The sequence below is a fragment of the Bradyrhizobium oligotrophicum genome (genome assembly GCF_051168495.1).
Lineage (GTDB): Bacteria > Pseudomonadota > Alphaproteobacteria > Rhizobiales > Xanthobacteraceae > Bradyrhizobium > Bradyrhizobium oligotrophicum_A.
The window spans coordinates 501,910-523,665 of sequence record NZ_JBNPVB010000002.1; the positions used below are offsets into that span (position 1 = coordinate 501,910).

At 67.1% G+C, this 21,756-nt stretch carries 22 protein-coding genes; 7 read left to right on the forward strand and 15 right to left on the reverse strand.

From position 1 onward, the window contains the following. Window positions 1–37: 37 nt before the first annotated feature. Both ACQR1B_RS05790 and ACQR1B_RS05795 read right to left on the reverse strand, forming a co-directional pair. Complete coding sequence (locus ACQR1B_RS05790; RefSeq protein ID WP_434835337.1) at window positions 38–874, reverse strand: class III extradiol dioxygenase family protein; 837 nt, start codon at window positions 872–874, stop codon at window positions 38–40. A 5-nt stretch (window positions 875–879) separates the two neighbouring features. Beyond that, window positions 880–1,233: a protocatechuate 4,5-dioxygenase subunit alpha gene (locus ACQR1B_RS05795; RefSeq protein ID WP_434835338.1), complete on the reverse strand. Its 354-nt coding sequence runs from the start codon at window positions 1,231–1,233 to the stop codon at window positions 880–882. Window positions 1,234–1,355: 122 nt separating this feature from the next. Here ACQR1B_RS05795 and ACQR1B_RS05800 point away from each other — a divergent pair, with 122 nt between their 5' ends. Beyond that, window positions 1,356–2,288: a LysR family transcriptional regulator gene (locus ACQR1B_RS05800; RefSeq protein WP_434835339.1), complete on the forward strand. Its 933-nt coding sequence runs from the start codon at window positions 1,356–1,358 to the stop codon at window positions 2,286–2,288. Between the two features lie 25 nt (window positions 2,289–2,313). Here ACQR1B_RS05800 and ACQR1B_RS05805 read toward each other — a convergent pair whose 3' ends face one another. From ACQR1B_RS05805 to ACQR1B_RS05815, 3 genes are all read right to left on the reverse strand, one after another. Further along, window positions 2,314–2,700 carry a VOC family protein gene (locus ACQR1B_RS05805; protein WP_434835340.1) on the reverse strand — a complete coding sequence of 129 codons (387 nt, stop codon included), beginning with the start codon at window positions 2,698–2,700 and terminating at the stop codon, window positions 2,314–2,316. A 69-nt stretch (window positions 2,701–2,769) separates the two neighbouring features. Further along, the gene (locus ACQR1B_RS05810) at window positions 2,770–4,047 is read right to left on the reverse strand and encodes a flavin monoamine oxidase family protein (RefSeq protein ID WP_434835341.1); all 1,278 of its coding nucleotides are present in this window, start codon (window positions 4,045–4,047) and stop codon (window positions 2,770–2,772) included. Beyond that, window positions 4,040–4,759: a RibD family protein gene (locus ACQR1B_RS05815; protein WP_434835342.1), complete on the reverse strand. Its 720-nt coding sequence runs from the start codon at window positions 4,757–4,759 to the stop codon at window positions 4,040–4,042. Before ACQR1B_RS05815 ends, ACQR1B_RS05810 begins: the two co-directional genes overlap by 8 nt. 171 nt (window positions 4,760–4,930) lie before the next feature. Between ACQR1B_RS05815 and ACQR1B_RS05820 the strand changes: the two genes are divergently transcribed. Further along, the gene (locus ACQR1B_RS05820; RefSeq protein WP_434835343.1) at window positions 4,931–6,463 is read left to right on the forward strand and encodes a dienelactone hydrolase family protein; all 1,533 of its coding nucleotides are present in this window, start codon (window positions 4,931–4,933) and stop codon (window positions 6,461–6,463) included. Between the two features lie 52 nt (window positions 6,464–6,515). Here the strand turns inward: ACQR1B_RS05820 and ACQR1B_RS05825 are convergent, their stop codons facing one another. Together ACQR1B_RS05825 and ACQR1B_RS05830 are read right to left on the reverse strand one after the other, a co-directional pair. After that, window positions 6,516–6,704, reverse strand: coding sequence for a hypothetical protein (locus ACQR1B_RS05825; protein WP_434875126.1), 189 nt, complete (start codon window positions 6,702–6,704; stop codon window positions 6,516–6,518). Window positions 6,705–6,856: 152 nt separating this feature from the next. Beyond that, window positions 6,857–8,458 carry a GMC family oxidoreductase gene (locus ACQR1B_RS05830; protein ID WP_434835345.1) on the reverse strand — a complete coding sequence of 534 codons (1,602 nt, stop codon included), beginning with the start codon at window positions 8,456–8,458 and terminating at the stop codon, window positions 6,857–6,859. Between the two features lie 272 nt (window positions 8,459–8,730). Here ACQR1B_RS05830 and ACQR1B_RS05835 point away from each other — a divergent pair, with 272 nt between their 5' ends. Together ACQR1B_RS05835 and ACQR1B_RS05840 are read left to right on the forward strand one after the other, a co-directional pair. Continuing rightward, window positions 8,731–9,840 carry an excisionase family DNA-binding protein gene (locus ACQR1B_RS05835; RefSeq protein WP_434835346.1) on the forward strand — a complete coding sequence of 370 codons (1,110 nt, stop codon included), beginning with the start codon at window positions 8,731–8,733 and terminating at the stop codon, window positions 9,838–9,840. 125 nt (window positions 9,841–9,965) lie between these two features. Beyond that, on the forward strand, window positions 9,966–10,319 hold the full coding sequence (locus ACQR1B_RS05840) for a DUF2200 domain-containing protein (RefSeq protein ID WP_434835347.1): 354 nt from the start codon (window positions 9,966–9,968) through the stop codon (window positions 10,317–10,319). A gap of 6 nt (window positions 10,320–10,325) precedes the next feature. On the opposite strand, the gene ACQR1B_RS05845 is transcribed toward ACQR1B_RS05840, so the two are convergent. Next, window positions 10,326–11,234, reverse strand: coding sequence for a PaaI family thioesterase (locus ACQR1B_RS05845; RefSeq protein WP_434835348.1), 909 nt, complete (start codon window positions 11,232–11,234; stop codon window positions 10,326–10,328). A gap of 315 nt (window positions 11,235–11,549) precedes the next feature. Here ACQR1B_RS05845 and ACQR1B_RS05850 point away from each other — a divergent pair, with 315 nt between their 5' ends. Beyond that, window positions 11,550–12,224: a hypothetical protein gene (locus ACQR1B_RS05850; RefSeq protein ID WP_434835349.1), complete on the forward strand. Its 675-nt coding sequence runs from the start codon at window positions 11,550–11,552 to the stop codon at window positions 12,222–12,224. Between the two features lie 71 nt (window positions 12,225–12,295). Here ACQR1B_RS05850 and ACQR1B_RS05855 read toward each other — a convergent pair whose 3' ends face one another. Then, a complete protein-coding gene (locus tag ACQR1B_RS05855) occupies window positions 12,296–13,837 on the reverse strand; it encodes a L,D-transpeptidase (RefSeq protein ID WP_434835350.1) in 1,542 nt (513 codons plus the stop codon). Between the two features lie 182 nt (window positions 13,838–14,019). Between ACQR1B_RS05855 and ACQR1B_RS05860 the strand changes: the two genes are divergently transcribed. After that, on the forward strand, window positions 14,020–14,172 hold the full coding sequence (locus ACQR1B_RS05860; protein ID WP_434835351.1) for a hypothetical protein: 153 nt from the start codon (window positions 14,020–14,022) through the stop codon (window positions 14,170–14,172). Window positions 14,173–14,233: 61 nt separating this feature from the next. Continuing rightward, the gene (fabA, locus tag ACQR1B_RS05865; protein WP_434835352.1) at window positions 14,234–14,758 is read left to right on the forward strand and encodes a bifunctional 3-hydroxydecanoyl-ACP dehydratase/trans-2-decenoyl-ACP isomerase; all 525 of its coding nucleotides are present in this window, start codon (window positions 14,234–14,236) and stop codon (window positions 14,756–14,758) included. Between the two features lie 12 nt (window positions 14,759–14,770). On the opposite strand, the gene ACQR1B_RS05870 is transcribed toward fabA, so the two are convergent. The 6 genes from ACQR1B_RS05870 to xylB form a co-directional block, all read right to left on the reverse strand. Further along, entirely contained in the window at window positions 14,771–15,649 is an 879-nt protein-coding gene (locus ACQR1B_RS05870) for a bifunctional helix-turn-helix transcriptional regulator/GNAT family N-acetyltransferase (RefSeq protein WP_434835353.1), read from the reverse strand. A gap of 328 nt (window positions 15,650–15,977) precedes the next feature. After that, entirely contained in the window at window positions 15,978–16,913 is a 936-nt protein-coding gene (locus ACQR1B_RS05875; protein WP_434835354.1) for a sugar-binding protein, read from the reverse strand. Window positions 16,914–16,998: 85 nt separating this feature from the next. Beyond that, window positions 16,999–18,108 carry an ABC transporter permease gene (locus ACQR1B_RS05880; protein WP_434835355.1) on the reverse strand — a complete coding sequence of 370 codons (1,110 nt, stop codon included), beginning with the start codon at window positions 18,106–18,108 and terminating at the stop codon, window positions 16,999–17,001. Then, window positions 18,108–18,863, reverse strand: coding sequence for an ATP-binding cassette domain-containing protein (locus ACQR1B_RS05885; protein ID WP_434835356.1), 756 nt, complete (start codon window positions 18,861–18,863; stop codon window positions 18,108–18,110). Before ACQR1B_RS05885 ends, ACQR1B_RS05880 begins: the two co-directional genes overlap by 1 nt. 43 nt (window positions 18,864–18,906) lie before the next feature. Then, window positions 18,907–20,229 (reverse strand): xylose isomerase, encoded by a 1,323-nt coding sequence (gene xylA, locus ACQR1B_RS05890; RefSeq protein ID WP_434835357.1) that lies wholly within the window; start codon window positions 20,227–20,229, stop codon window positions 18,907–18,909. A 5-nt stretch (window positions 20,230–20,234) separates the two neighbouring features. Next, the gene (xylB, locus tag ACQR1B_RS05895) at window positions 20,235–21,683 is read right to left on the reverse strand and encodes a xylulokinase (protein ID WP_434835358.1); all 1,449 of its coding nucleotides are present in this window, start codon (window positions 21,681–21,683) and stop codon (window positions 20,235–20,237) included. Between the last annotated feature and the right edge of the window lie 73 nt (window positions 21,684–21,756).

Genomic DNA, 21,756 nt, shown 5'->3' on the forward strand with positions numbered 1-21,756 from the left:
TCCCTCTCCCCGTTCTTCACGGGGAGAGGAGACGCCGCTACGCCGGCTCCAGCACCATCAGCCCCGTCGCCGTGTTGGAGATCGGGATGTGGTAGTTGGAATGCTCCTTGCGCACCTGCTCCGGCAGGGTCCCGCGTGCGACCATCCAGTTCAGCAATTCGACGCCCTGCGTGCCCGACAGCTCGACCAGCTCGGTGGTCGAGTACTTCGTCGCCCAGGCCGGATCATCGACCATGCTGGCCATGAACTTCTCGTCGAAATCCTTGTTGATGAAGCCGGCGCGCTCGCCGTCGAGCTGATGCGACAGGCCGCCGGTGCCCATCACCACCACGCGCTCGTCCTTCGGCCACGCTTCGATCGCCCGCGCCAGCGCCTGGCCGAGCTTGTAGCAGCGCGCGGCCGACGGCAGCGGCGCCTGCACCGTGTTGACGACCACGGGCACCACGCGCACCGGCCATTTCTGGTCCGGCCAGCACAGCGCCATCGGCAGCGTGAACGCGTGATCGACCGTCATTTCCTGGCACGTCACGAGATCGAAATCCTCCTTCACCAGGTGCTCGATCAGGTGCCAGGACAATTCGCTGTCGCCCTTGAACGGCGCGGTCTGCGGAATTCCCCAGCCCTCGTCGGCATTGCCGTAGCTGTCGGCGGCGCCGACGGCGAAGGTCGGCATCTTGTCGAGGAAGAAGTTCAGGCCGTGGTCGTTGTAGACCAGCACGACGACATCCGGCTTCACCTTGCCGAGCCACTCGCGCACATGCGGAAAGCCGTCGAAGAACGGTTTCCAATACGGATCCTGCTGCAGTCCCTTGGCGATCGCGCCGCCGATGGCGGGGACATGGGACGTGGTGATGCAACCGACGATCTTTGCCATGATGATTACCCCCTTGCCGCCAGAAGCTTGGCCTTGAACTGGTCCTTGGTGAGTCCGGTCTGCTGCGCGCCGATGTCCTGCATGTCGAGCCCGAAGATGCCGGCGAACTTGGCGAGGTAATAGGCGTTGCCGCCGGCCTCGATCAGCTGCAGCACGTTGCGGTTCTTGATCGCCGCGCGCTGCTGTTCGTTGAGGCCGTATTTGGCGCAATAGCCGTCCTCATCGGCCACGAAGGCCTTGCGGTTGGCGGCGTCGTTGAACGAGTAGCACATCTTGTTGAGCGCATAGCCTTTGCGGGCCTGTTCGCCGTCGAAGATGGTGGTGCCGGGCACAGGCTGCCGGGCTGACGTGGTGGACATCTTTGCCTCCCCTGATGGTGTTTCGAACGACCGCGCTTGATCTGGATCAAAGGCGGCGCGTTGCATGAAGCCAGTATCGCCCGATGACATCGCCGATAAAGGCCGCCCGACCGATCTGATCCATGAGCCAATTCGATCATTTGGACCTCGACGGCCATTTGCTGCAGCTGCTGCTCGCCGTGATCGAGGAAGGCTCGGTGACGCGCGCCGCGCAGCGGCTCGGCGTGACGCAATCGGCCGTCAGTCATCTGCTCGACAAGTTGCGCGCCATCACCGGCGATCCGCTGTTCGTCAAATCCGGCCGCGGCATCGTGCCGACCGCGCATGCGCAGTTGCTGGCGCTGCGCGCCCGCGCCCTGCTCGACGATCTCAGGAGCTTTTCGCACGCGGCCGCGTTCGAGCCGGCCAGGATCTCGGCGCAAGTGACGATCGCCGCCAACGACCTCCAGCGCGACCTGTTGCTTCCCTCCCTGCTCCGCTATGCCCGCGCGCAGGCCCCTGGCCTGAGCCTGCGCGTGATCCCCTCCGGCGCGCCAGTGCCGGAGATGCTGCGCGAGGAGCACTGCCAGCTCATCATCACGCCGCGGCCGCCCGAAGGCAGCGACATCCTGCAGAAGCGGCTGTTCGAGGACAGCTACCGGGTGTTCTACGATTCCAGCCAGCGCGAGCCGCCGCAGAGTCTCGAAGACTATCTCGCCAGCGACCACGTCACGGTGGTGTACGAGCTGCGCCGCCGGCTCGATATCGACGAGGTGCTGGCGGAGCGCGGCATCGTCAGGCGCTTCGCCGCGCAAGTCCCGGGCTTCGGCGGCATCGGCCCGTTCCTGCGCGGCAGCCGCATGATCGCGACTCTGCCGAGCCTGTTGCGCGCCTACATGCTGCGCGGACTCGCCGTCGCACCGGTGCCGGTCCCCTGCCCTGTCATGCCGATGTACATGGTCTGGCACCTGCGCCACCATGACGACCCGATGCACCGCTGGCTGCGCCAGCAACTCGAAATCGTGGTTGCGCCGAGCCTCGCCGCGGCCGCGGAGCACATGCCGGCGATGGCATAGCCGGACCGCAGGAGATCAGTCCGGTTCACTCCGGCGTGTGGCAGACCGCTTCGACATTGTTGCCATCGGCGTCGCGCACGAACGCGCCGTAGTAGTCGGTGTGATAATGCGGCCGCAGCCCCGGCGCGCCGTTATCGTGGCCGCCCGCCGCGATCGCCGCCTGATAGAACGCGTCCACCGTGGCGCGGTCCTTGGCACGGAAGGCGACATGGGTCGAGGTCGCGGCCGTCCCGCCGGTGCCGATCCAGAAATCCGGACGGCCGTCGCCGAAGCCGGCGTGATCACCATGGCCGCCGGTCTGTTCATTGGTGATTTCCATCATCAGGACATAGCCGAGCGGCGCTAGTGCGGCGGCATAGAAGGCCTTGGCGCGCGCAAAGTCGGAGACGGGAAAGCCGACGTGGTCGAGCATGACGATCCTCTCTTGTCGCGAGGAGGCAACGATAGGCCCGTCGCCCCGCAACCGCAACGCCATGCGAGATCAAGCCGCGAGAATGCGACGCGCCGTCGCAAGGCCGCTCGCCAGCGCCGCCTCGACCGTGCCCATGTCGCGGCCGCGATAGAGCGCCTCGCCCGAGATCAGCACCGGGCCCCCCTCCCATTGCGTCAGCACGTCCTGCGCATCGCGTGTCGCCAGCGTCGCATAGGAATAGGCGCCGCGCGCGAACGGGTCCTTCGCCCAGTCGATCGCCTGCGCTGCGACGAGCGCGGGCCGCAAGACGGTCACGGGCTTCGCGAAGATGTCGGCGAGTGCCGCAAGTCCGGTCTCGATCAGCATCGCCTCGTCGAGCGCAGCGAAGTCGCGCGTCGGCGGTCCGGCGAGCCATCCGGTCAGCACCGCATGATCGTTCGGGTGCTGCGTCCACCATACCGGCACCGCGGCGTCGGACAGCATGAACAGCATGTCCGAGAGATCGTGAGCCTGCATCGCCGTCCACCAGCGCCGTTCGAACCGCAACAGCAGCTTGATGACGTTGCCGAAACCGATGTCCGCACTCGCCGCCACCTGGCTGTGCATGGCCGCCGGCAGCGCGAGCGTCGGCAGCAGCGGCAGCGGCACGGTCAGAATGACGACGTCACCATGGTGGGTTCGGCCGTCGGCACAACGGACGACAGCCCGGTCGGCTGCGCTTTCGATCGCCGTCACGACGGATTGAAACACAAAGCTGACGCCGCGCGCGCGGCATTCCGCCACAAGATGATCCAGCAGCGCGCCATAGCCGCCGACGATGCGCGCCTGCCCGCCGCGGTCGCCGCCCATCCACTCGTCGCGCAGCGCGAACACGCTGGCGCGGTCGGGATCGGCGGCGTCATAGCCCTTGACCATGCCGAGCACGGACTCGCGCAAGGCCGCGAACTCCGCACCGGCGAAATGGCGGTCGAGCAGCGCGGTGACGGTCATGTCTTCGTCGAGCTTCGCCAGCACCTCGTGCAGCCGGCCGAGCTGCCGGTCGGCCGGATCGGTGTGCGAGGCCACGCCGTTGTCGACATGCCAGCGCGTGCCTTCGATCGGCTGCGCCGACAATCCGGTTTCGGCCAGCAGCTGATAGGTGACCGGCGCCTCGCCATGGATGAACTCCGCGCCGGCATCGGCCCTGTATGCGAACGCGCTCTCGGCAAGCGGATGGATGCGGCCGCCGCAGCGCTCGCGCGCCTCCAGCAGCGTCACCTTGCGTCCGGCGCGCGAAAGCTCGCGCGCCGCCATCAGGCCGGCAGCGCCGGCGCCGACGATGATGATGTGATCTTTCGTCTCAACCATGACTGGCCTGGGGCGGCAACGCGGAGCCGTTGGTGATCTTGTAGCGCAGCCACAGCGCCCCGCCTTCCAGCGCGGTGCTGCTTTCCAGCGTCATCGCCGTGACCGGCGCGCGCTGACCGGCCTCGCTTTCCGTCGAGTCGAACACGCTCGGCGCGCCCTTGGCGCCGTCGATCGCGGGGCAAAGCACGAGGTTGAACTCGTCGACCAGGCCGGCGCGGAGGAAGGCGCCATTGGCGCCGCCGCCGCCTTCGAGCAGCAGCCGTTTCACCCCGAGTTCGCGAGAGACAATGTCGAGCACCAGGGCCAAGTCGAGCTGCGTCTGCCCGGCAAAGATGTACGACACGCCCTCGCTACGCAGCCCCGCGAGATGCGCGTCCGACACCGCCTCGGTCAGCACGACCACGATCGGATCGCCGCCGATGTCGGCGCGGCCCCAGCAGATCTTGCCGTGGGGATCGAGCACGATGCCATGGGCCTTGGCGTCGCGCTTCACGATCCAGTTCTCGCGCGGAAAACGCTCGCTGGTCGTCGCCGGATAGGCGGTGCCCTTGGCAAATTCCTGGCCGGTGACGCGGCCGATCAGCCAGGCTTCGCCGCCGAGCTGCTCGTGCACCTGCTCGAACAGGTCGCCCGAGTTCTTCGGGCGCCAGCGGCTCGGCAGGGTGCGTCCATCGACGCTCGACGCCATCAGGCAGATCACCTCCGGTTTCATGCATCCTCCGTTTCGTCGCGGCCAAGTCACCGAATATGTCACGCGCGGCCTTGTCAACGAAGCGCCGCGCGTTTCGTTCGAACACGCCGGGCCACGTCCAGGCCGCTGCGAACCCCGGCGCTGTCACCCGGCGCATCCCTGCGCTAGGCTCGGCTGGAAACGGAGCAGCTCATGACAGGCGACATCCCGCCGCGCAAGCGCATCGCCATCGGCTTGCGCAACGCGGCCTTGCTGGCCGCGGCCCTTGCCGGCCTCGCCTGCTGCGCCGCCGGGACCTGGCAGCTCGAAGCTGCGCGGGCCCGCATCACGATCACACGGACCGAGGCCGGCACGACGCCGATGACGGTCTATCGCCGCGACGGCGCGGCGCAATCGCCGGTCGTCGTCATCGCCCATGGCTTCGCCGGCTCGCGCCAGCTCATGGAAGCCTATGCGCTCACCTTGGCGCAGGCCGGCTATCTCGCCGTCTCATTCGATTTCGAGGGCCATGGCCGCAATCCCACGCCGATGTCCGGCGACGTCACGCGCGTCGACGGCACGACGCGAAAGCTGATGGGCGAGATCGGCCGCGTCACCGACGCCGCGCTGGCGTTGCCGGGAGCCGATGGCCGGGTGGCCCTGCTCGGGCACTCGATGGCCTCCGACATCATCGTGCGCCAGGCCACGGCCGACCCGCGCATCGCCGCGACGGTGGCGATCTCGATGTTCTCCGAAGCCGCCACGGCGAGCACGCCGTGCAACCTCCTGATCATCACGGGCGAATGGGAAACGGCGCTGCGCCGGGATGGCTTGCGAAATCTGCAGCTCACCGACCCCAGTGCGCGCGAGGGCGACACGGTTGGCGATCCCGCCGGCAACGGCGGACGCCGCGCCGTGGTGGCGCCGGGGGTCGAACACGTCAGCGTGCTGTATTCGACGACGGCGCTACGCGAGGCGCGCGACTGGCTCGACCGGGTGTTCGGCCGGACCAGCAGCGGCCCGGTGGCCGCGACCGGCGGTCCGATCGCGCTGCTGCTCGCCGGCATCGTGCTGCTGGCCTGGCCGCTGGCCGAACTGCTGCCGAAAGGCGACGCGCCACCGCCGACAATTCCGCTGCGCAGTCTGGCGATCGCCACACTGGTGCCGGCGGTGGTGACGCCGATCCTGTTGAGGTTCGTCGAGACGCGCTTCCTGCCCGTGCTGGTCGCGGACTATCTCGCCGTGCATCTCTTCGTCTACGGCGCGCTGTCGCTCGCGCTCTTGCGCCTGCAGGGAGTGCGCTTCGGCCGCCTGGCGTGGGTCGCTGCGCTGGCGCTCGCCGCCTATGGCATCGCCATCTTCGGCGGCGCGCTCGATCGCTACGTCGCCTCCTTCATGCCGATCGCGGCCCGCGTGCCGATCATCGCCGCGATCGCCGCCGGCGCGGTGCCGGCCATGCTGGCCGACGGCATCGCCAACCAGGGCGGACACGCCGCGCTGTGGCGCACACTGTGGATTCGCGCCGTGTTCCTGGCCTCGCTCGGCGGCGCCGTCGCGCTCGACATCAAGCGGCTGTTCTTCCTGCTGATCATCATCCCCGTCATCGTGCTGTTCTTCATCGTGTTCGGACTGATCGGCGGCGCTGTCGGCCGCAGGACCTGCTCGCCGCTGGCCGAAGGCATCGGCCTCGGCCTGATCCTCGCGTGGTCGCTCGGCGTGTCGTTCCCGATGTTCCTGCCGGGCTAGCGCGCGAAGAGCCCGCGGGGCGGCGCATGGACAGCGACGCATCGCAATCCAGTCAGATGAGAACCAGTATCAGCCGCCTTGGCGCGCCCGAGGACAGCGGCACCTTCTCGGCATCGAGCAGGCGAACATCCTCGTGCGCGGTCACGCTGTCGCGCGCCTTGAGCTTCGCGGCGCGCCGCCGAAGATACAGCGCAACGCGCAGATCGAGCCAGATCCGGGCATGGAGGACAAGCTGGGTCAACTCGTTTGTCATCTCAAATACTCTTCGCAATAGCTGTCCGTGACGGACGTGGGCGCGCCCCTGCAATCCGGCGGGACCGGATTGCGCGGCACCAGGCGCCGGGAAAAATAAACGGCCGGCCCGTCACGGCATGACGGGCCGGCCGTGCGAAACTAATTCACGCCATGCGTCGACTTGATCATGTCGGCGGCGCGCTCGCCGATCACGACGCACGGCGCCATCGTGTTGCCGCTGGTGATCTCCGGCATGATCGACGCATCGGCGATGCGCAGCCCGTTGATGCCATAGACCTTCAGCCTGCCGTCCACGACCGACATCGCATCATGCCCCATCTTGGCCGTGCACGATTGGTGCCAATACGTGACTGCGGCGTTGCGTACGAAGCGCTCCATCGCCGCCGCATCACGCTTGCCCGGAAGGGCTTCGCGCTTGACGAGTCGGTTGAAGGCCGGGTCGGCGCCCAAGGCGCGGCACAGCTCGATGTTGGCGTAGGCTGCGGCCAGGTCGTCCGGATGCGACAGCGTGTTCGCCGCGATGCGGATCGGATCGTCGGGATTAGGCCCCGACAGATGCAGCGAGCCACGACTCTTCGGATGCGCGAGGCCTGCGAACATGGTCCAGCCATGCTCCGGCACGTCCGGTCCCATCGTCTCGGCGCTGACCACCGGAAACTCGACCTGACAATGGAACATGTCGGGACAGGCCAGGGCCGCATCGCTCTTCCAGTACAGCGTCGCTTCCGAGCCGCCGTGACCGACCTCCTGCGGCTCGCGATATTCGAAGACGCAGGCGAACGCGATGTGGTCCTGGTGATTGCGGCCGACGCCCGGCAGATGCTGAATCACCGGAATGCCGTGGCGCCGGAGTTCGTCCTCCGGCCCGATGCCGGATTGCATGAGAACCTTCGGCGTGTGGATGGCGCCGAGGGAAAGCACGACTTCGCGGTCCGCCATGAACTGACAGCGGTTCGACCCGCGCATTGCTTCCACGCCGACGACGGTGCTGCCGTCCAGGATCAGCCGCGTGACCATCGTGTCCGTCAGCACCGTGAGGTTGGGCTGCCCGAGACGCGGATGCACATAGGAGCGGTAGATCGACGAGCGCCGTCCATCCTTGATGATCAGATCGTTGATGGCGGCCCCGCCGCGGCCCTCCATCATGGCGCCGTTGGGACTGTCGAACGCCGGCAGTCCCAGCGATTGCGCAGCCTCGATCATCGTCCGCGCGATCGGCTGCGGATGAGCCGCGGGGCCAACATGGACCGGCCCGCTGGTGCCGCGGCGGCGCGAGTCGGGAATACCCTGCCAGCTTTCGATGCGGCGATAGATCTCCAGCACGGACTCGTAGCCCCACGCCGGATCCTGCGCCTCCGCAGCGAAACGCTCCCAATCATTGCGATGGCCACGGGCCCACACCATCACATTGATGCTCGAGCCGCCGCCCAGCACCTTGCCCATGTTGAGCGGAATGGACCGTCCGTTCAGATGCGGATTGGGCTCGGCCTTGAAGTCCCAATCGCGCGCCGAGCCGAGATTGAGCGGCCACTGCGCGGGGGTCATGACTTCAGGAACGTCATCGCTGCCGCCCGCCTCTAGCAGGAGCACGCGAACCGCCGGATCTTCTGCCAGCCGTGCGGCCACGACCGAGCCGGACGATCCGGCGCCGCAGACGATGAAATCGTATCGCCCCGAACCGTCTTCAGGCCTCGCCGTGGTGATCCGCAGCGGATCGTGGTCGCGGGTATTGGTCGCCATTCTCTACTCCCTCTCCGTTTAAAGTGGATTCAAAACATCCCCTGCGTGCATTTGCGGCCAGATGACACTTGGTTTCGGTATCCCTATGCCGCGCTGCGGGATTTGCTTCTATCAAATCTATCAATTATAGCAATAATGACAAATATAATAGTTTTGTGATCGAAATGACGCGCTTGCGATTGAACCCAAGCGGCTCTGGCGCGATCCAGGCGGGAGCACGGATCGTTCACGAGGGGCTGCAAACCAATTGGCCAGCCGATACGGTGCAGTCCATGGACAAGGACGTTTTGACGACATCCGAGGCAGCGAAGCTGCTGGGGATCTCCGTGCGCACGGCGCAATTGCTGATCGAGGGCGGCACGCTGACTTCCTGGAAGACGCCGGGAGGACACCGCCGCGTCTACCGCACCGAGGTCGAAGCGCTCATCGCCCGCACCAGGCCCGCCCCGGTCCTGGAATCCTCGCTCGTCATCGTCGTGTGCTCGCCGGACCGCCGAGCGGTCTACGAAACGATGCTGGCGGGCGTGCCGGAATGCACCGTCGCGATCCATGAGGATGCCCACACCGCGGCCTTCGTCATCGGCTCACGGCTGCCGGCCGCCGTGATCGTCGACCTCGATGACACTTATTCCGACCGGCTGGCGTTCCTGAGGCACATCGATTTGAATCCAGCATTCGGCTCGATCGCCGTTTTTGCGGCGGCAAGCGCGGACGTGAAGGCGAGCGGCGATCTCGCCGGCTTGAGGCGCGTGACCGTGACCTCGCCCGACCAGGTGGCGACAGCGTTGCATGGCGTGTTGCAGGACAAAGAGGCGCCGCGTGACATCGTCGTGGACGGCGCGTCCTTTCCGTTTGCATCCAATGAAGGCCGGCGTCTCGCGGCGCTGAAGCGCTCAGGCCTGGTCGACACCGCGCCGGAGGACGCCTTCGATCGCCTGACCTGGCTGGCGAGCCGCAGCCTCGGCACGCCGATCGCGCTGTTGACGCTGCTCACCAACAACCGCCAATGGTTCAAGTCGCGCGTTGGGCTGGACATGATCGAGACGCCGCGCAGCTGGTCGTTCTGCAACCACACCATTCTGCAGAAGGGCGTCTTCGCCGTGAACGACCTGGCCCGCAACGCCCCGTTCGACACCAATCCCGCCGTCGCCGGCGAACCGCATTTTCGCTTCTACGCGGGCGCTCCCGTCACCGATCCGGACGGCTTCGCCGTCGGCGCGCTGTGCGTCATCGACTACGAACCGCGCAGGCTCGACGCCGAGCAGGAAAAGACGCTGCTCGCTCTCGCCGCGCTGGCATCAGACGAGCTCCGGCTGCGCGCCACCGACCGGCAATTACGCTGGGCCTTGGACTCGCTCAACCGCCAGCACGAACGATCCTGACAACGGCCAGTCGCTCGCGCATGGTTTGCGTGACGAGGCTCTCCCGCTCACTCCCGATATGTTCACCCGTCCGGCGCAGCACGACGGCGCTGCTCCATGATATGCAGCTCGGAGAGGGAGCAGTCATGGCGAAACACCGTATCTATACAACGAGCTTCGCAAGCGTCTATCCGCTCTATGTCGCCAAGGGCGAGAAGAAAGGGCGCACGAAAGCGGAGGTCGATCAGATCATCTGCTGGCTCACGGGCTATGACCGCAAGCAGCTCGAAACCCATCTGGATCGACGGACTGATTTCGAGACCTTCTTCGCGCAGGCGCCCGCGATGAATCCGGAGCGATCCCTGATCAAGGGCGTGATCTGCGGTGTCCGCGTCGAGGAGATCGAGGAGCCGACGATGCGGGAGATCCGCTATCTCGACAAGCTCATCGATGAGCTGGCGCGGGGAAAGACAATGGACAAGATCCTGCGCAAGTCCTGATCGTGCTCAGTCCTGCTCCTGCCCCGCCTCCGGCCGCAGCATGAAATGGCCGAAGGCGGTCGCAATCGGCTTGTCTGCATCGTCCTGCCAGGCGCGGGCCTCGAAGGCGACGACGCGGCGGCCCTGCTTGACGATCGAGGCCGAGGCGACGGTGTCGAGCGCTCGGCCGGATCTGAGATAGTTGACCGTCAGCCCGACCGGCTTCGGCGGCGCCGACGTGCCGAGATCGCGCATCACGGTGATGATCGCGGCGGTCTCCAGGAACGCACCGGTCATGCCGCCATGGATCGCAGGCAGCACGGGATTGCCGACGATCTGCTGCGAGAACGGCATCACCAGCGTGCCGTTGTCGGCGAGACGAATGCCGAGGCAGCGCGCGAACGGGCTCGTCGCGAACGGCCCCGCCGGATCCTCCGGCGCGTCGAGCGGCGGCGGCGCGCCGTCGAAGGCAGGCCGGTCGGTCAACATGTTGGTGCGATTGGCGCCGATCATGAAGCAGGCGGTCGCGGTGGCGACAGGCGCGCTCTCCTCGTCCTGATAGGCGGTGGCACGCACGAAGGCGATCGAGCGCGTGACGCGGAAGCACACGGCGTGTGCCTTGATGTCGAGGCCGGGCGTGGCCGGCTTCTGATAATCGATGCGCAGATCGAGCGTTGCGATCGCACGGCTGCCGTCGAGCGCGAGCTGCACCGCCATGCCGCAGCTCTCGTCGAGCATCGCGGTGACGACGCCGCCATGGATCACGCCGGTGTCGCTGTCGCCGACGAACACCGCACGATAGGGCAAGGTCGACCACGCTTCGCCGGGCGCGAAGCGGTCCATCCTGAGCCCGCTGATTTGGCCGTAGACCGAGCGGCGCTGCCGGATCGCCTCGGCGAGTTCATCGAAGGACGGAGATGCTGCATGGTCGGACATGGCGGGGATTTAGACCATGATCGCAACGGCGAGCGAAGTGTTTTTGCCGCCTCCGCGATCCCCCGCGCGAACGATCGAGCATCGATGCCGACGGCCCGTGATCGCCCACAGGCTATTCAGACGAAACTTCACAATCTATGATTGTGTTCACGATTCGCGACGCCATCCTGGTGGACTTTGTAGCTGGGCGGGGACGAAGCACGCGCATCCCCGCAAACCTACGTGTAGCAAATGTCGCGCGAACATGATGCGCTTAGAACATTCGCAACCTTAATATGGTCACAATGGTTTCAATCGAATCCCGGAGACCTGTCGATGCGCAAATCCACCACGCCGGATGTCCCGCCGAGCAGCGGGACAGCCTCTCTACGCATAGTCTTTAGCTTGGCGCTCGCGGCGAGCGCCGGAGTGATCTGGTGGAGCAGCGGCGGAGCCAAGAGCTTCTCCTTCGCGATGAGCGACTCACCCTCGCTGGAGACGCGCGTCGCCGCCCTGACATCGGAGCTCACCCAGCTCAGGGCGGAAACCGCCCAGCTGCGCGATCGCCAGAATGATACCTCCGGCGAGCTGATCCAGCTCCGCGCCAGCCTCTCCAGCGCCGAGACCGGTCTCGCGACGCTGCGCACCGCCGCTGACGAGACCGAGGTCCTCCGCCGCGATACGGCCGACAAGATCGAGCAGGAGCTCGCGATGCTGAAGCGGCAGACGATCCGCCTCCGCACCGCGCAGGAGGACACTTCGGTCGACTTGAGCAGCCTGCGCGCCGCTGCGGCGACGAGCGAGATCGGTATCGATCAGCTCCGGACGACCACGGGCGAAATCCGCCAGCAGGTCGCCCGCATCGAGACCGCCCGCGAGGCGACCAGCTCGATCGCCCGCCCCCACAAGCATCGCGTCCGGCGCATCGCGCGCGCCGCGGAGGCCGAGCCGCAGCTCGCTCAGCCATTGGTCGCGCAGTGGCCTGCCGTCGTGCCCGCGGGCCGGCATTGACCGCGCGCTGATCGAATTATCTGGACACGACCGACCGCGCCACTGCCGCGCGGTCACCCATGGCCCGGCAGCTACCACCAGCCCGGCTGCACCGGACGGTAATAGGTCGGACCGCTGCGCCGGCGCGGCTGGGCCAGAGGCTGGCCGTCCCAGCTGCGCTGGAAGAAGTTGCCGAAGCCGTCATCGGAGCCGTCTTCGCTTGCAACGTCGACATTCGTCGTCGGCCGCCGCGTGATGAATCCGCCCTGCGGCTGATTGCTCAGCACGGCGACGAACTCTGTGCGATAATTGGTCTCGCTCGACAGCGGCTCGTCGGAGACGATGATCGAGGAGCGCGGCACCGCCGTCGGCGCGATCCGGGCCAGCACATCTTTCGGAATGGTGATGCGGTCGAGCGCATCCTTGGCATCGTCGCTGTCATCGATCGTCACCGCGGTCCAGCGCAGCCCGGTGCCGGTCTGCGCCACCGCCGTGAAGATATGGGTGCCGAGCGGCCGGTCGGGATCGCGGATCGTCACCGGCGATTCGATCGAGGTATCGAACACCTCGCCGCCGCCATCGCGCGCCGGCTTGTGGGTGTTGCGCCGGACATAGAGCATCTGCGTCGAGCGGCTGATATAGACCGACACCGGCTCGGTCGCGAGCTTGGCCTCCTCGGCCGCCTTTGCGATCTCGCTCTTCTTGCCGGCGGCGGCCTTGGCGGCGTCTTTGGTCGTCGCGGCCGTTGCGAGCTTGGCGACCGCGTCCGACTTGGCGGCATCGAGCTGCGCCGCCGCGTCGGCCGCCTTGGTCGCGGCCTTCTGCCTGGCGTCGTCGGCCTGCGCCCTGGCCTGATCGGTGGTGGCCGCGGCGAGCTTCCTGTCGGCGAGTTTCAACTCGGCCTCACTGCGCGCCTTGGCCTGCTCCAGCTTGCGCAAGGACGCCTTCAGCGACTTGGCCTCCCGCTCCGCCTCCGCCGCCGCGGTCTTGGTCTCGCCGGCCGCCTTCGCCGCATCCTCGGCCTCGCGGCCGAGTGTCGCCGCGCGCGACGGCGCCGCGGCCATCGCCTCGGCATTCGGCACGAACAAAGCGGGATGCGAAAACTCGACCGGGGCCGCGTCGTTCGGCGCAATGATCACCCGCATCCCGATCCAGGTCCGGTCGAACAGCTTCTCCGCGAAGCCATAGGGCATGCGCACGCAGCCGTGCGAGGCGGCATAGCCGGGCAGCGGTCCGCCATGCAGCGCGACGCCGTTCCAGGTGATGCGTTGCATGTTCGGCATCCAGGCATCGTCATAGAGCGTCGAGTGATGGTCCTTGTCCTTCTCGATGATGGCGAACACCCCGGCCGGGGTCTCGCGGCCAGACACGCCCGTCGACACCGGCGCCCGCCAGATCCAGCCCTCGGCATCGTAGAAGGTGACCTTCTGGGTCTTGATCGAGACGATCGCCATGATCGGATCGCCATGCGGGCGCGGCGCCGTCGCCTCGGTCACCGGAGCCGGCCGCGCCTGCCGTGCGTCTGCTGCGGAGCCCGGCAGGGCCAACGCGACCAGGGTCGCAAGCGTCATCAAGGCAGGTTGCCAGCGCCGCATCGCTGCACTGGTCTGAGCCGCCGTGGATCGTGTCACCATGCCTTGTCCCGATATCCAATGCTGTTCCGCCCGCGCTGCGCCCGCGACGCATCACGATGTATACGCTCGATCATGTCTTGGGGTGAAGTGAGGCGAACCCGGTTCCGACATGGCGATCTGACATGGCGATGACATGGCCCATGCGATCCACGCGCGGATCGCGGCGGACGCATGACGGAACGATGGCGATTTCCGACCGCATCATTTCGCGAGACGAGGCCGCCGGCACCGACGACGCCGATCGCTCGGACCGCTCACCGCTCGTCGTAGCCGCGCCGCGCGCAATCGCGGGCGTCGTCAGCTTGAATGTGCGGGATGGAGTTCCCATGCTCTGACGGCAGGAAGCGGAACATCGCCGCATTCCGACGTTCGATGTTCAGCCGAAGGAAGCCGCGCTTGCCCGATCCCCGCGATTTTCACGTGCCGCAAACGTCCTACACCAAGGAGGATCTGCTCCGGTCCGGCGAAGGCGGCTATTTCGGCCCGGGCAATGCGCAGCTGCCGGCGCCGCCGATGCTGATGATGGATCGTATCACCGAGCTGAAGCTCGACGGCGGGCGCTATGGCAAGGGGCGCATCGTCGCCGAATTGGACATCACGCCCGAACTCTGGTTCTTCGAAGCTCTCTTCCGCGGCGATCCGGTGATGCCCGGCTGTCTCGGCCTCGACGCGATGTGGCAGATGGTCGGCTACTGGCTCGGCTGGTCCGGCTCGCCCGGCAAGGGCCGAGCCACCGGTGTCGGAGAGGTAAGCTTCCGCGGCGCCATCACGCCCTCGGTCAAATGCGTGCGCTACGAGGTCGACATGCGCCAGGTCAAGCGCGGCCGCCTCGTGCTCGGCATCGCCGATGGACGCGTGCTGGCGGACGGCGCGTGTGTCTACGAGGCCAATTCCATGAAGGTGGCGTTGACGACATCTTGAACTTTGCTGCGATCATGACGACAGCCTCTTCTCGAAGAACAGGTCCGGATATGGATCGTCGTTGAAGCGATCGATCTCGGTCCAGCCGGTCTTGCGATAGAGCTGCTGGGCTTCGGCGAGCGCGCTGTTGGTATCGAGCCTGAGCGTCTCGATCGACAGGTTTCGCGCGGCGGCTTCTGCCGCGTCCATCAGGCGGCGGCCGAGGCCGAGGCCGCGCGCCGAGGGCGCGACCCACAGCCGCTTGATCTCGGCGATCGCGCCGCCGCTGCCCTTCAGCCCGACGCAGCCGAGCGGCAGGCCGTCGGACAGGGCGACGAAGAACGCGCCGCGCGGGGCCATCATGTCCGCGGCATCGGGATCGCGCGACAGCGCGACGTCGTAGCCGCGCGCAAAGCGGCGCGACAGCTCGGCATAATATTCGCCGAGGCAGTAACGCGCCTGCTCTCCCTTCGGATCGACCGCGTCGATGCCGATGCGGTTGCGGCCGAGCGCGGCCGCGACCATGTCCATCGCCGCGAGCAAGGCCTCCGGCTGGCCGTGGCGCGCAATCATCGACGAGGCCTGCGCATTGGAGAGCGTCTCATAGGCCTCGAACTCGCGCCGGCCGGCGGCGGTGAGCCTGGCGATGCGGCGGCGTGCATCGTCCGGATGCTGTTTGGTGGTGACCAGCCCCTCGTCCTCGAGGCTGCGCAGCAGCCGGCTCATCAGGCCGGAATCGAGCGCGAGATAGTCGCGCAGTTCGGCGACGTCGCTGCGGCCATGGCCGATCGCGTTGAGCACGCGGGCGGCGCCGAGCGGCCGGCCGCGCCCGAGGAACGAGGTGTCGAGCGCGCCGACCTCCGAGGTGACGGCACGATTGAAACGGCGAACGCGGGAAACGGCATCGAGCATGATATCTGACTTAGGTCAGATAATATGCCCTTGTCAATTGGGTGGTAGCAGAGAGCCCCACTCACCGCCGTCATCATCCGCGCAGGCGGATGATCCAGTACGCCACCGCCTCTCGATCGATCACTGCCGTCTCTGGAATACTGGATGCCCGCCTTCGCGGGCATGACAGCGGAGCAAAACAAACGGCGACGTCACACCGCGGTGACGACACGCCTCGCGGAAGGCCGCGCCTGCGGCCACGCCGGCACTCCCGCCGACAAAAAGGACGGTCCAGCCGCCGGCCGAAGCCGGATGCCGGACCGCCAGGTTTTCCCCGGGAGGAACTCGATTAGTTCAACAGCTTGGCGACGTTGTCCTTGGTGACCAGGTCGAGGCCCGTGTAGATCACGTCAGGCACCTTCTCGCCCTTCTTGAGCGCGAGCAGCGTATCCATCGCCTTCTCGCCCATCTCGAACGGACGCTGGCCGGTCAGCGCGTTGGAGTAGCCGTCGCGCAGCAGTTCGAGCTGCATCTTCAGCGTATCAGCGACGACCAAGGTCAGCTTGCCGGCGTCGATGTCCTTGCGGTTCTTGTTGACGAAGGCCTTGTAGCCCTCGGGCGCGAACATCGGCCAGCCGCCGATCGGCACGATGGCGCCGAGATCGGGCGTCGCGGTGCGCAGATCGGACATCTGCTGAACCGCGAGCGCGGGATCGTCGTTGCAGAAGGTCGGCGAGCCCGCGACCTCGACCCACTTCGTGCCCTTCAGCGATTCGCGCACGCCGTCGACGCGCTCGGCCAGGTTCTTGGCGCCGGGGCCGCCCGAGACGATCGCGTACTTGCCGCCTTCCGGCTTCAGCTGCGCGAGCTGCTTGCCGAGCGCCAGGCCGAAATCCTTGTTGTTGGTGCCGATATAGGCCGCGCGCTTGGAGCCCGGCGCATCCGCATCGAACGTGATGACGGCGATGCCCGCCGCAGCCGCGGCCTCGATCGACTTGGTCATCGACGGGACGTCGGCGACCGAGATGGCGAGGCCGTCGACCTTCTGGGTGATGAAGTCCTGGATGATCTGCGCCTGGGTCGCCGGCTCGTGCTCGACCGGGCCCTTGTAGATGCACTCGACATTGCCGAGCTCCTTGGCACGCTTCAGGCAGCCGTCGCGCGCGACGTCGAAGAACGGATTGTTCATCGCCTTCGGCACGATGGCGAAGCGGTATTTGGTTTCGGCCTGCGCCGGGGCCATCAGGATCGCGAGCGACGCAACCGCATAGAGCAATTTCTTCATGGTGTTTCCCTCCTCCATGTCTATCCGTGATTGTCTGTGCCGGGCGCGGATAGACCTGATCAGTCACATCCCGGACAGTATCTCGTCACAACAGCCGCGAGCGGAGGCGGTCGACCAGCACGGCGGCGATGATGATCACGCCGACCAGGGTCTGCTGCCAGTAGGAGTTGACCTGCGCCAGCACGAGACCATTCCTGATCACCTCGAGCAGCACGCAGCCGACGATGGCGCCGAGCGGGCCGCCGAGACCGCCGGCGAGGTTGGCGCCGCCGATCACGGCGGCGGCGATCACGTTGAGCTCATAGGACGTCGCCATGTTGGCGGGCGCCGATCCCAGCCAGCCGGAGATGATGATGCCCTGCAGGCCGGCGGCGAGCGCGCCGATCACATAGACCTCGATCTTGACGCGGGGCACCGACACGCCGGTCAGCTCGGCCGCCTTCTCGTTGCCGCCGAGCGCGAACACATGGCGGCCGAACGCCGTGTGATGCAGCACCAGCGCCATCACCAATGCGAGCGCGACGAGATAGATGAAGGGCGCGGGCACGCCGGCCACGTCGCCCTGCGTCAGCGCATAGAAGTACGCGGCGTCCGGGCCGCCGGGGAAGCTGCCCTTGCCGTTGGAGACGACGTAGCAGAGGCCGCGCACGATCGACAGCATGCCGAGCGTGGTCACGAACGGCGACAGGCCGAGCATGGCGATGCAGACACCGTTGACGAGGCCGACGATCAGCGAGACGGCGAGGCCGGCCAGCACCGACACGATCAGGATCAGCCCTGGCACGTTGGCGACCACGGTCTTGCCGTCGGCGGCGAGATGCACGAACAGCGACGACAGCGGCAGGCCGGGCGTCGACAGGCTGGCCATCACCATCGAGGTGATCATCGCCGCGAAGCACATCATCGAACCGACCGAGAGGTCGATGCCGCCGGTGATGATCACGAAGGTGATGCCGAGCGTGGCGATCGCGATGAAGGAGAAGTTCTTGGCGACGTTCTGCAGATTGCCTTCGGTGAGGAAATAGGGACTGGCGAAGCTCATCACGACGATGAGCGCGAGCAGCGCCAAGGTGACATAGGCGGTCTGCGAGGCGAACAGGCCGCGATTCCACCATTTCGTGGCGCCGACATTGGTGAAGGTGACCTGCAGCTCGGGGGCCGTTTCCGGCACCGGGGTTTCGGACGGAACGGACATCACGCCGCCTCCTTGGCGCCGGTGATCAGCGCGGTGACTTCCTCGGGGCTGGTCGCGCCGACCGGCTTGTCAGCCTTCTTCTCGCCCCGCCGCATCACCACGACCCGGTCGCACACCGCGAAGATGTCGGGCATGCGGTGCGAGATCAGGATCACCGCAATGCCCTGCTCCTTCAGCCGATGGATCAGGCTCAGCACCTGCTCGACCTGGCGCACCGAGATCGCCGCCGTCGGCTCGTCCATCATCACGAGCTTGGCATTGGACAGCCGCGTGCGCGCGATCGCCACCGCCTGGCGCTGGCCGCCCGACATGTCCTTGACCAGATCATGCGGCCGCGTCTCCGAGCGCAGCTCGCGGAACAGCTCCAGCGCGCGCGCCTCCATGCCCTTGTGGTCGAGCAGCACCAGCGGGCCGAAATTGCGCTTCAGTTCGCGGCCGAGGAACACGTTGGCGGCGGCGGTGAGATTGTTGGCGAGCGCGAGGTCCTGGTACACGACCTCGATGCCGACGCTGCGCGAATCCATCGGACGATGGAAATGCACCTCGCGGCCGCCGAAATGGATGGTGCCTTGGCTCGGCGGAAAGTTGCCGGCGATGATGCGCACCAGGGTCGACTTGCCGGCGCCGTTGTCGCCCATCAGGCCGACGACCTCGCCGGGGCCGATCGACAGGTCGACACCGTGCAGCGCGCGGATCGCGCCGAACTGCTTGCCGAGGCCCTTCAGCTCCAGCACCGGTTGCGTGGCTGCACTCATGGCTGCTCTCTCACTTCCACTCGTCATCACGCGCAGGCTGTCGTCAGACATAACGGTTCACCACGCTTTCGAGATATTCCTGCCGGCCGGATCGCGGCTGCGGATCGAGGCCGGAATTGACCGCGCTGTCGGCGAGCTCGGCGAGCGAGCGGCGGCCGGCGAGGATCGCCTGCCCTTCTTCGCCGTCCCAGCCGGCGTAGCGCTGCGCCAGCGGCGCCGTCAGCGCACTGTCCCTCAGCATGTCGTCGGCGGCGATCAGCGCCCGCGCGCAGGCGTCCATCGAGCCGACATGGGCGTGCAGCAGATCGTCGGGGTCGATCGACTGCCGCCGGATCTTGGCGTCGAAGTTCAGCCCGCCGGTGGTGAAGCCGCCGCCCTTGAGCATGTCGTGGAACACCAGCGCCAGCTCGGGCACGTTCATCGCGAACTGATCGGTGTCCCAGCCCAGGAGATCGTCGCCGCGATTGATGTCGAGCGAGCCGAACACGCCGAGCGCCTGCGCCAGCGCGATCTCGTGCTGGAACGAATGGCCGGCGAGGATCGCGTGGTTCTGCTCGATGTTGAGCTTGACGTCATCGAGCAGATCGTAGCGCTGCAGGAAGCCGTAGCAGGTGGCGACGTCGAAATCATACTGATGCTTGGTCGGCTCCTTCGGCTTTGGCTCGATCAAGAGCGGACCCTTGAAGCCGATCTTGTGCTTGTGCTCGACGACCAGCGAGACGAAGCGGCCGAGCTGGTCGAGCTCGCGCTTCAAATCGGTGTTGAGCAGGGTCTCGTAGCCCTCGCGGCCGCCCCACAGCACGTAGTTCTGCCCGCCCAGCCGGTGCGTGACCTCGAGCGCGGCGCGCACCTGCCCCGCGGCATAGGCGAACACGTCCGGATCGGGATTGGTCGCGGCCCCCGCCATGTAGCGGCGATGCGAGAACAGGTTCGCCGTGCCCCACAGCAGCCGCACCTTGGCCGACGCCATCTTCTGCTCGAACAGGTCGGCGATGGCGTTGAGGTTCGCAACCGACTCCTTCAGCGTCGCGCCTTCCGGCGCCGCGTCGGCATCGTGGAAGGTGAAGAACGGCACGTCGAGCAGGCGGAACAGTTCGAACGCGACGTCGGCCTTGGCGCGCGCCATCGCCATCGCGTCGTCGCCATGCTGCCACGGCCGCAGGAAGCTCTCACCGCCGAACGGATCGCTGCCCGGCCAGCACAACGAATGCCAGTAGCAGACCGCGAAGCGCAGATGATCCTCCATCCGCTTGCCCCTGATGATCCGGTCCTTGTCATACCAGCGGAACGCCAGCGGGCTGCGCGACTCCGGGCCGCCGAAGGCGATGGTCGCGCCGGTCTGGAAGAAGGGAGCCTGGACGTTCACGATGCTTACTCCTTGAGAGCCGGATAGAGCTGGCGCCAACGCGCATAGGCGATGTCGTATGCCTCGCGCTGCGCGGCGCGCGGTTCGAAACTCTGCAGCCGCTGCGGCTTGCGGCAGACGTCGGCGGGCGCCGCGCCGGTCGCAGCGAGACGGCCGAGCCGTGCGGCGCCGATGGCGGCGCCGACCTCGCCCTCCTCGACGCGGTGCACGGTCACGCCGAGCACGTCGGCCATGATCTGCGCCCACAGCACCGAACGCGAGCCGCCGCCGACGAGATCGAGATCGCGGATCTCATGCGCGCTGCGGCCGAGCGCCGTGAGCATGTCGCGGGCGGCGAACGCGACGCCTTCCAGCACCGCCTGCACGAGATCGCTCCGCGACGCCGCGCTGCGCAGGCCGACGAAGGCGCCGCTCGCTTGCGCGTCGTTGTGCGGCGTGCGCTCGCCGTCGAGATAAGGCAGGAACTGCACCGGGCTCGGGCGCTCGACGCGCGCGCCGAGCGGCGCCAGCAGCGCGGCCTCGGGCGCCTCCAGCACGTGCGCCAGCCAGGACAGCGACGCCGCCGCCGACAGCATCACGCCCATCTGGTGCCAGAGCCCGCCGAGCGCATGGCAGAAGGCGTGCACGGCGGCTTCCGGCGCCGGCGCGAAGCGGTCGGTCACGCGGAACAGCACGCCGGACGTGCCCAGCGACAGGAACGCATCGCCGGGCGTGATGGCGCCGAGCCCGATCGCGCTCGCGGCGTTGTCGCCGGCGCCGCCGGCGATCACGACCTCGCCGCTCATGCCCCAGCGTTGCGCCAGGTCGCGCGACAGCACCGCGCTGGGCTCGCTGCCTTCGACCAGCCGCGGCATGTGACCGATGTTCAGGCCGGTCGCATCCAGCAGCGCCTCCGACCAGCGCCGCGCGCCGACATCGAGCCACAAGGTGCCGGCGGCATCCGACATGTCCTCGACCATCTCACCGGACAGCCGATAGCGCACATAGGCCTTCGGCAGCAGGATCTTGGCGACGTCGGCAAAGATCTTCGGCTCGTGCTTGGCCACCCAGACGAGCTTCGGCGCGGTGAAGCCGGGCATCGCGAGATTGCCGGCGATCGCATGCAGTTGGGGACAGTGCCGTTCCAGCTCGGCGCATTCTGCCTGCGAGCGGCCATCGTTCCACAGGATCGCCGGGCGCAGCGGCCGGCCCTCGCGATCGAGCAGGGTCGCGCCATGCATCTGGCCGGACAGGCCGATGCCGCGCACCGCAGCCAGCTCGTGCGGATGGCTGCGAGCGAGATCGTCGACCGCGCCGATGACAGCCGCGACCCAATGATCCGGATTCTGTTCGGACCACAGCGGCTGCGGATGCGCCAGCGACAGCGGACGCGAGGCGCTCGCGACCAGCGCGCCCGCCTCGTCCTCCAGCACGGCCTTCACGCCGGATGTGCCGACATCCAGTCCCAGAAACACTGCTCATCCTCCCACACGGGCCGCCGGTCGTGGGCGATCTGCGTCGCCTCGAAACCAGCGCCCTGCTCTTCTT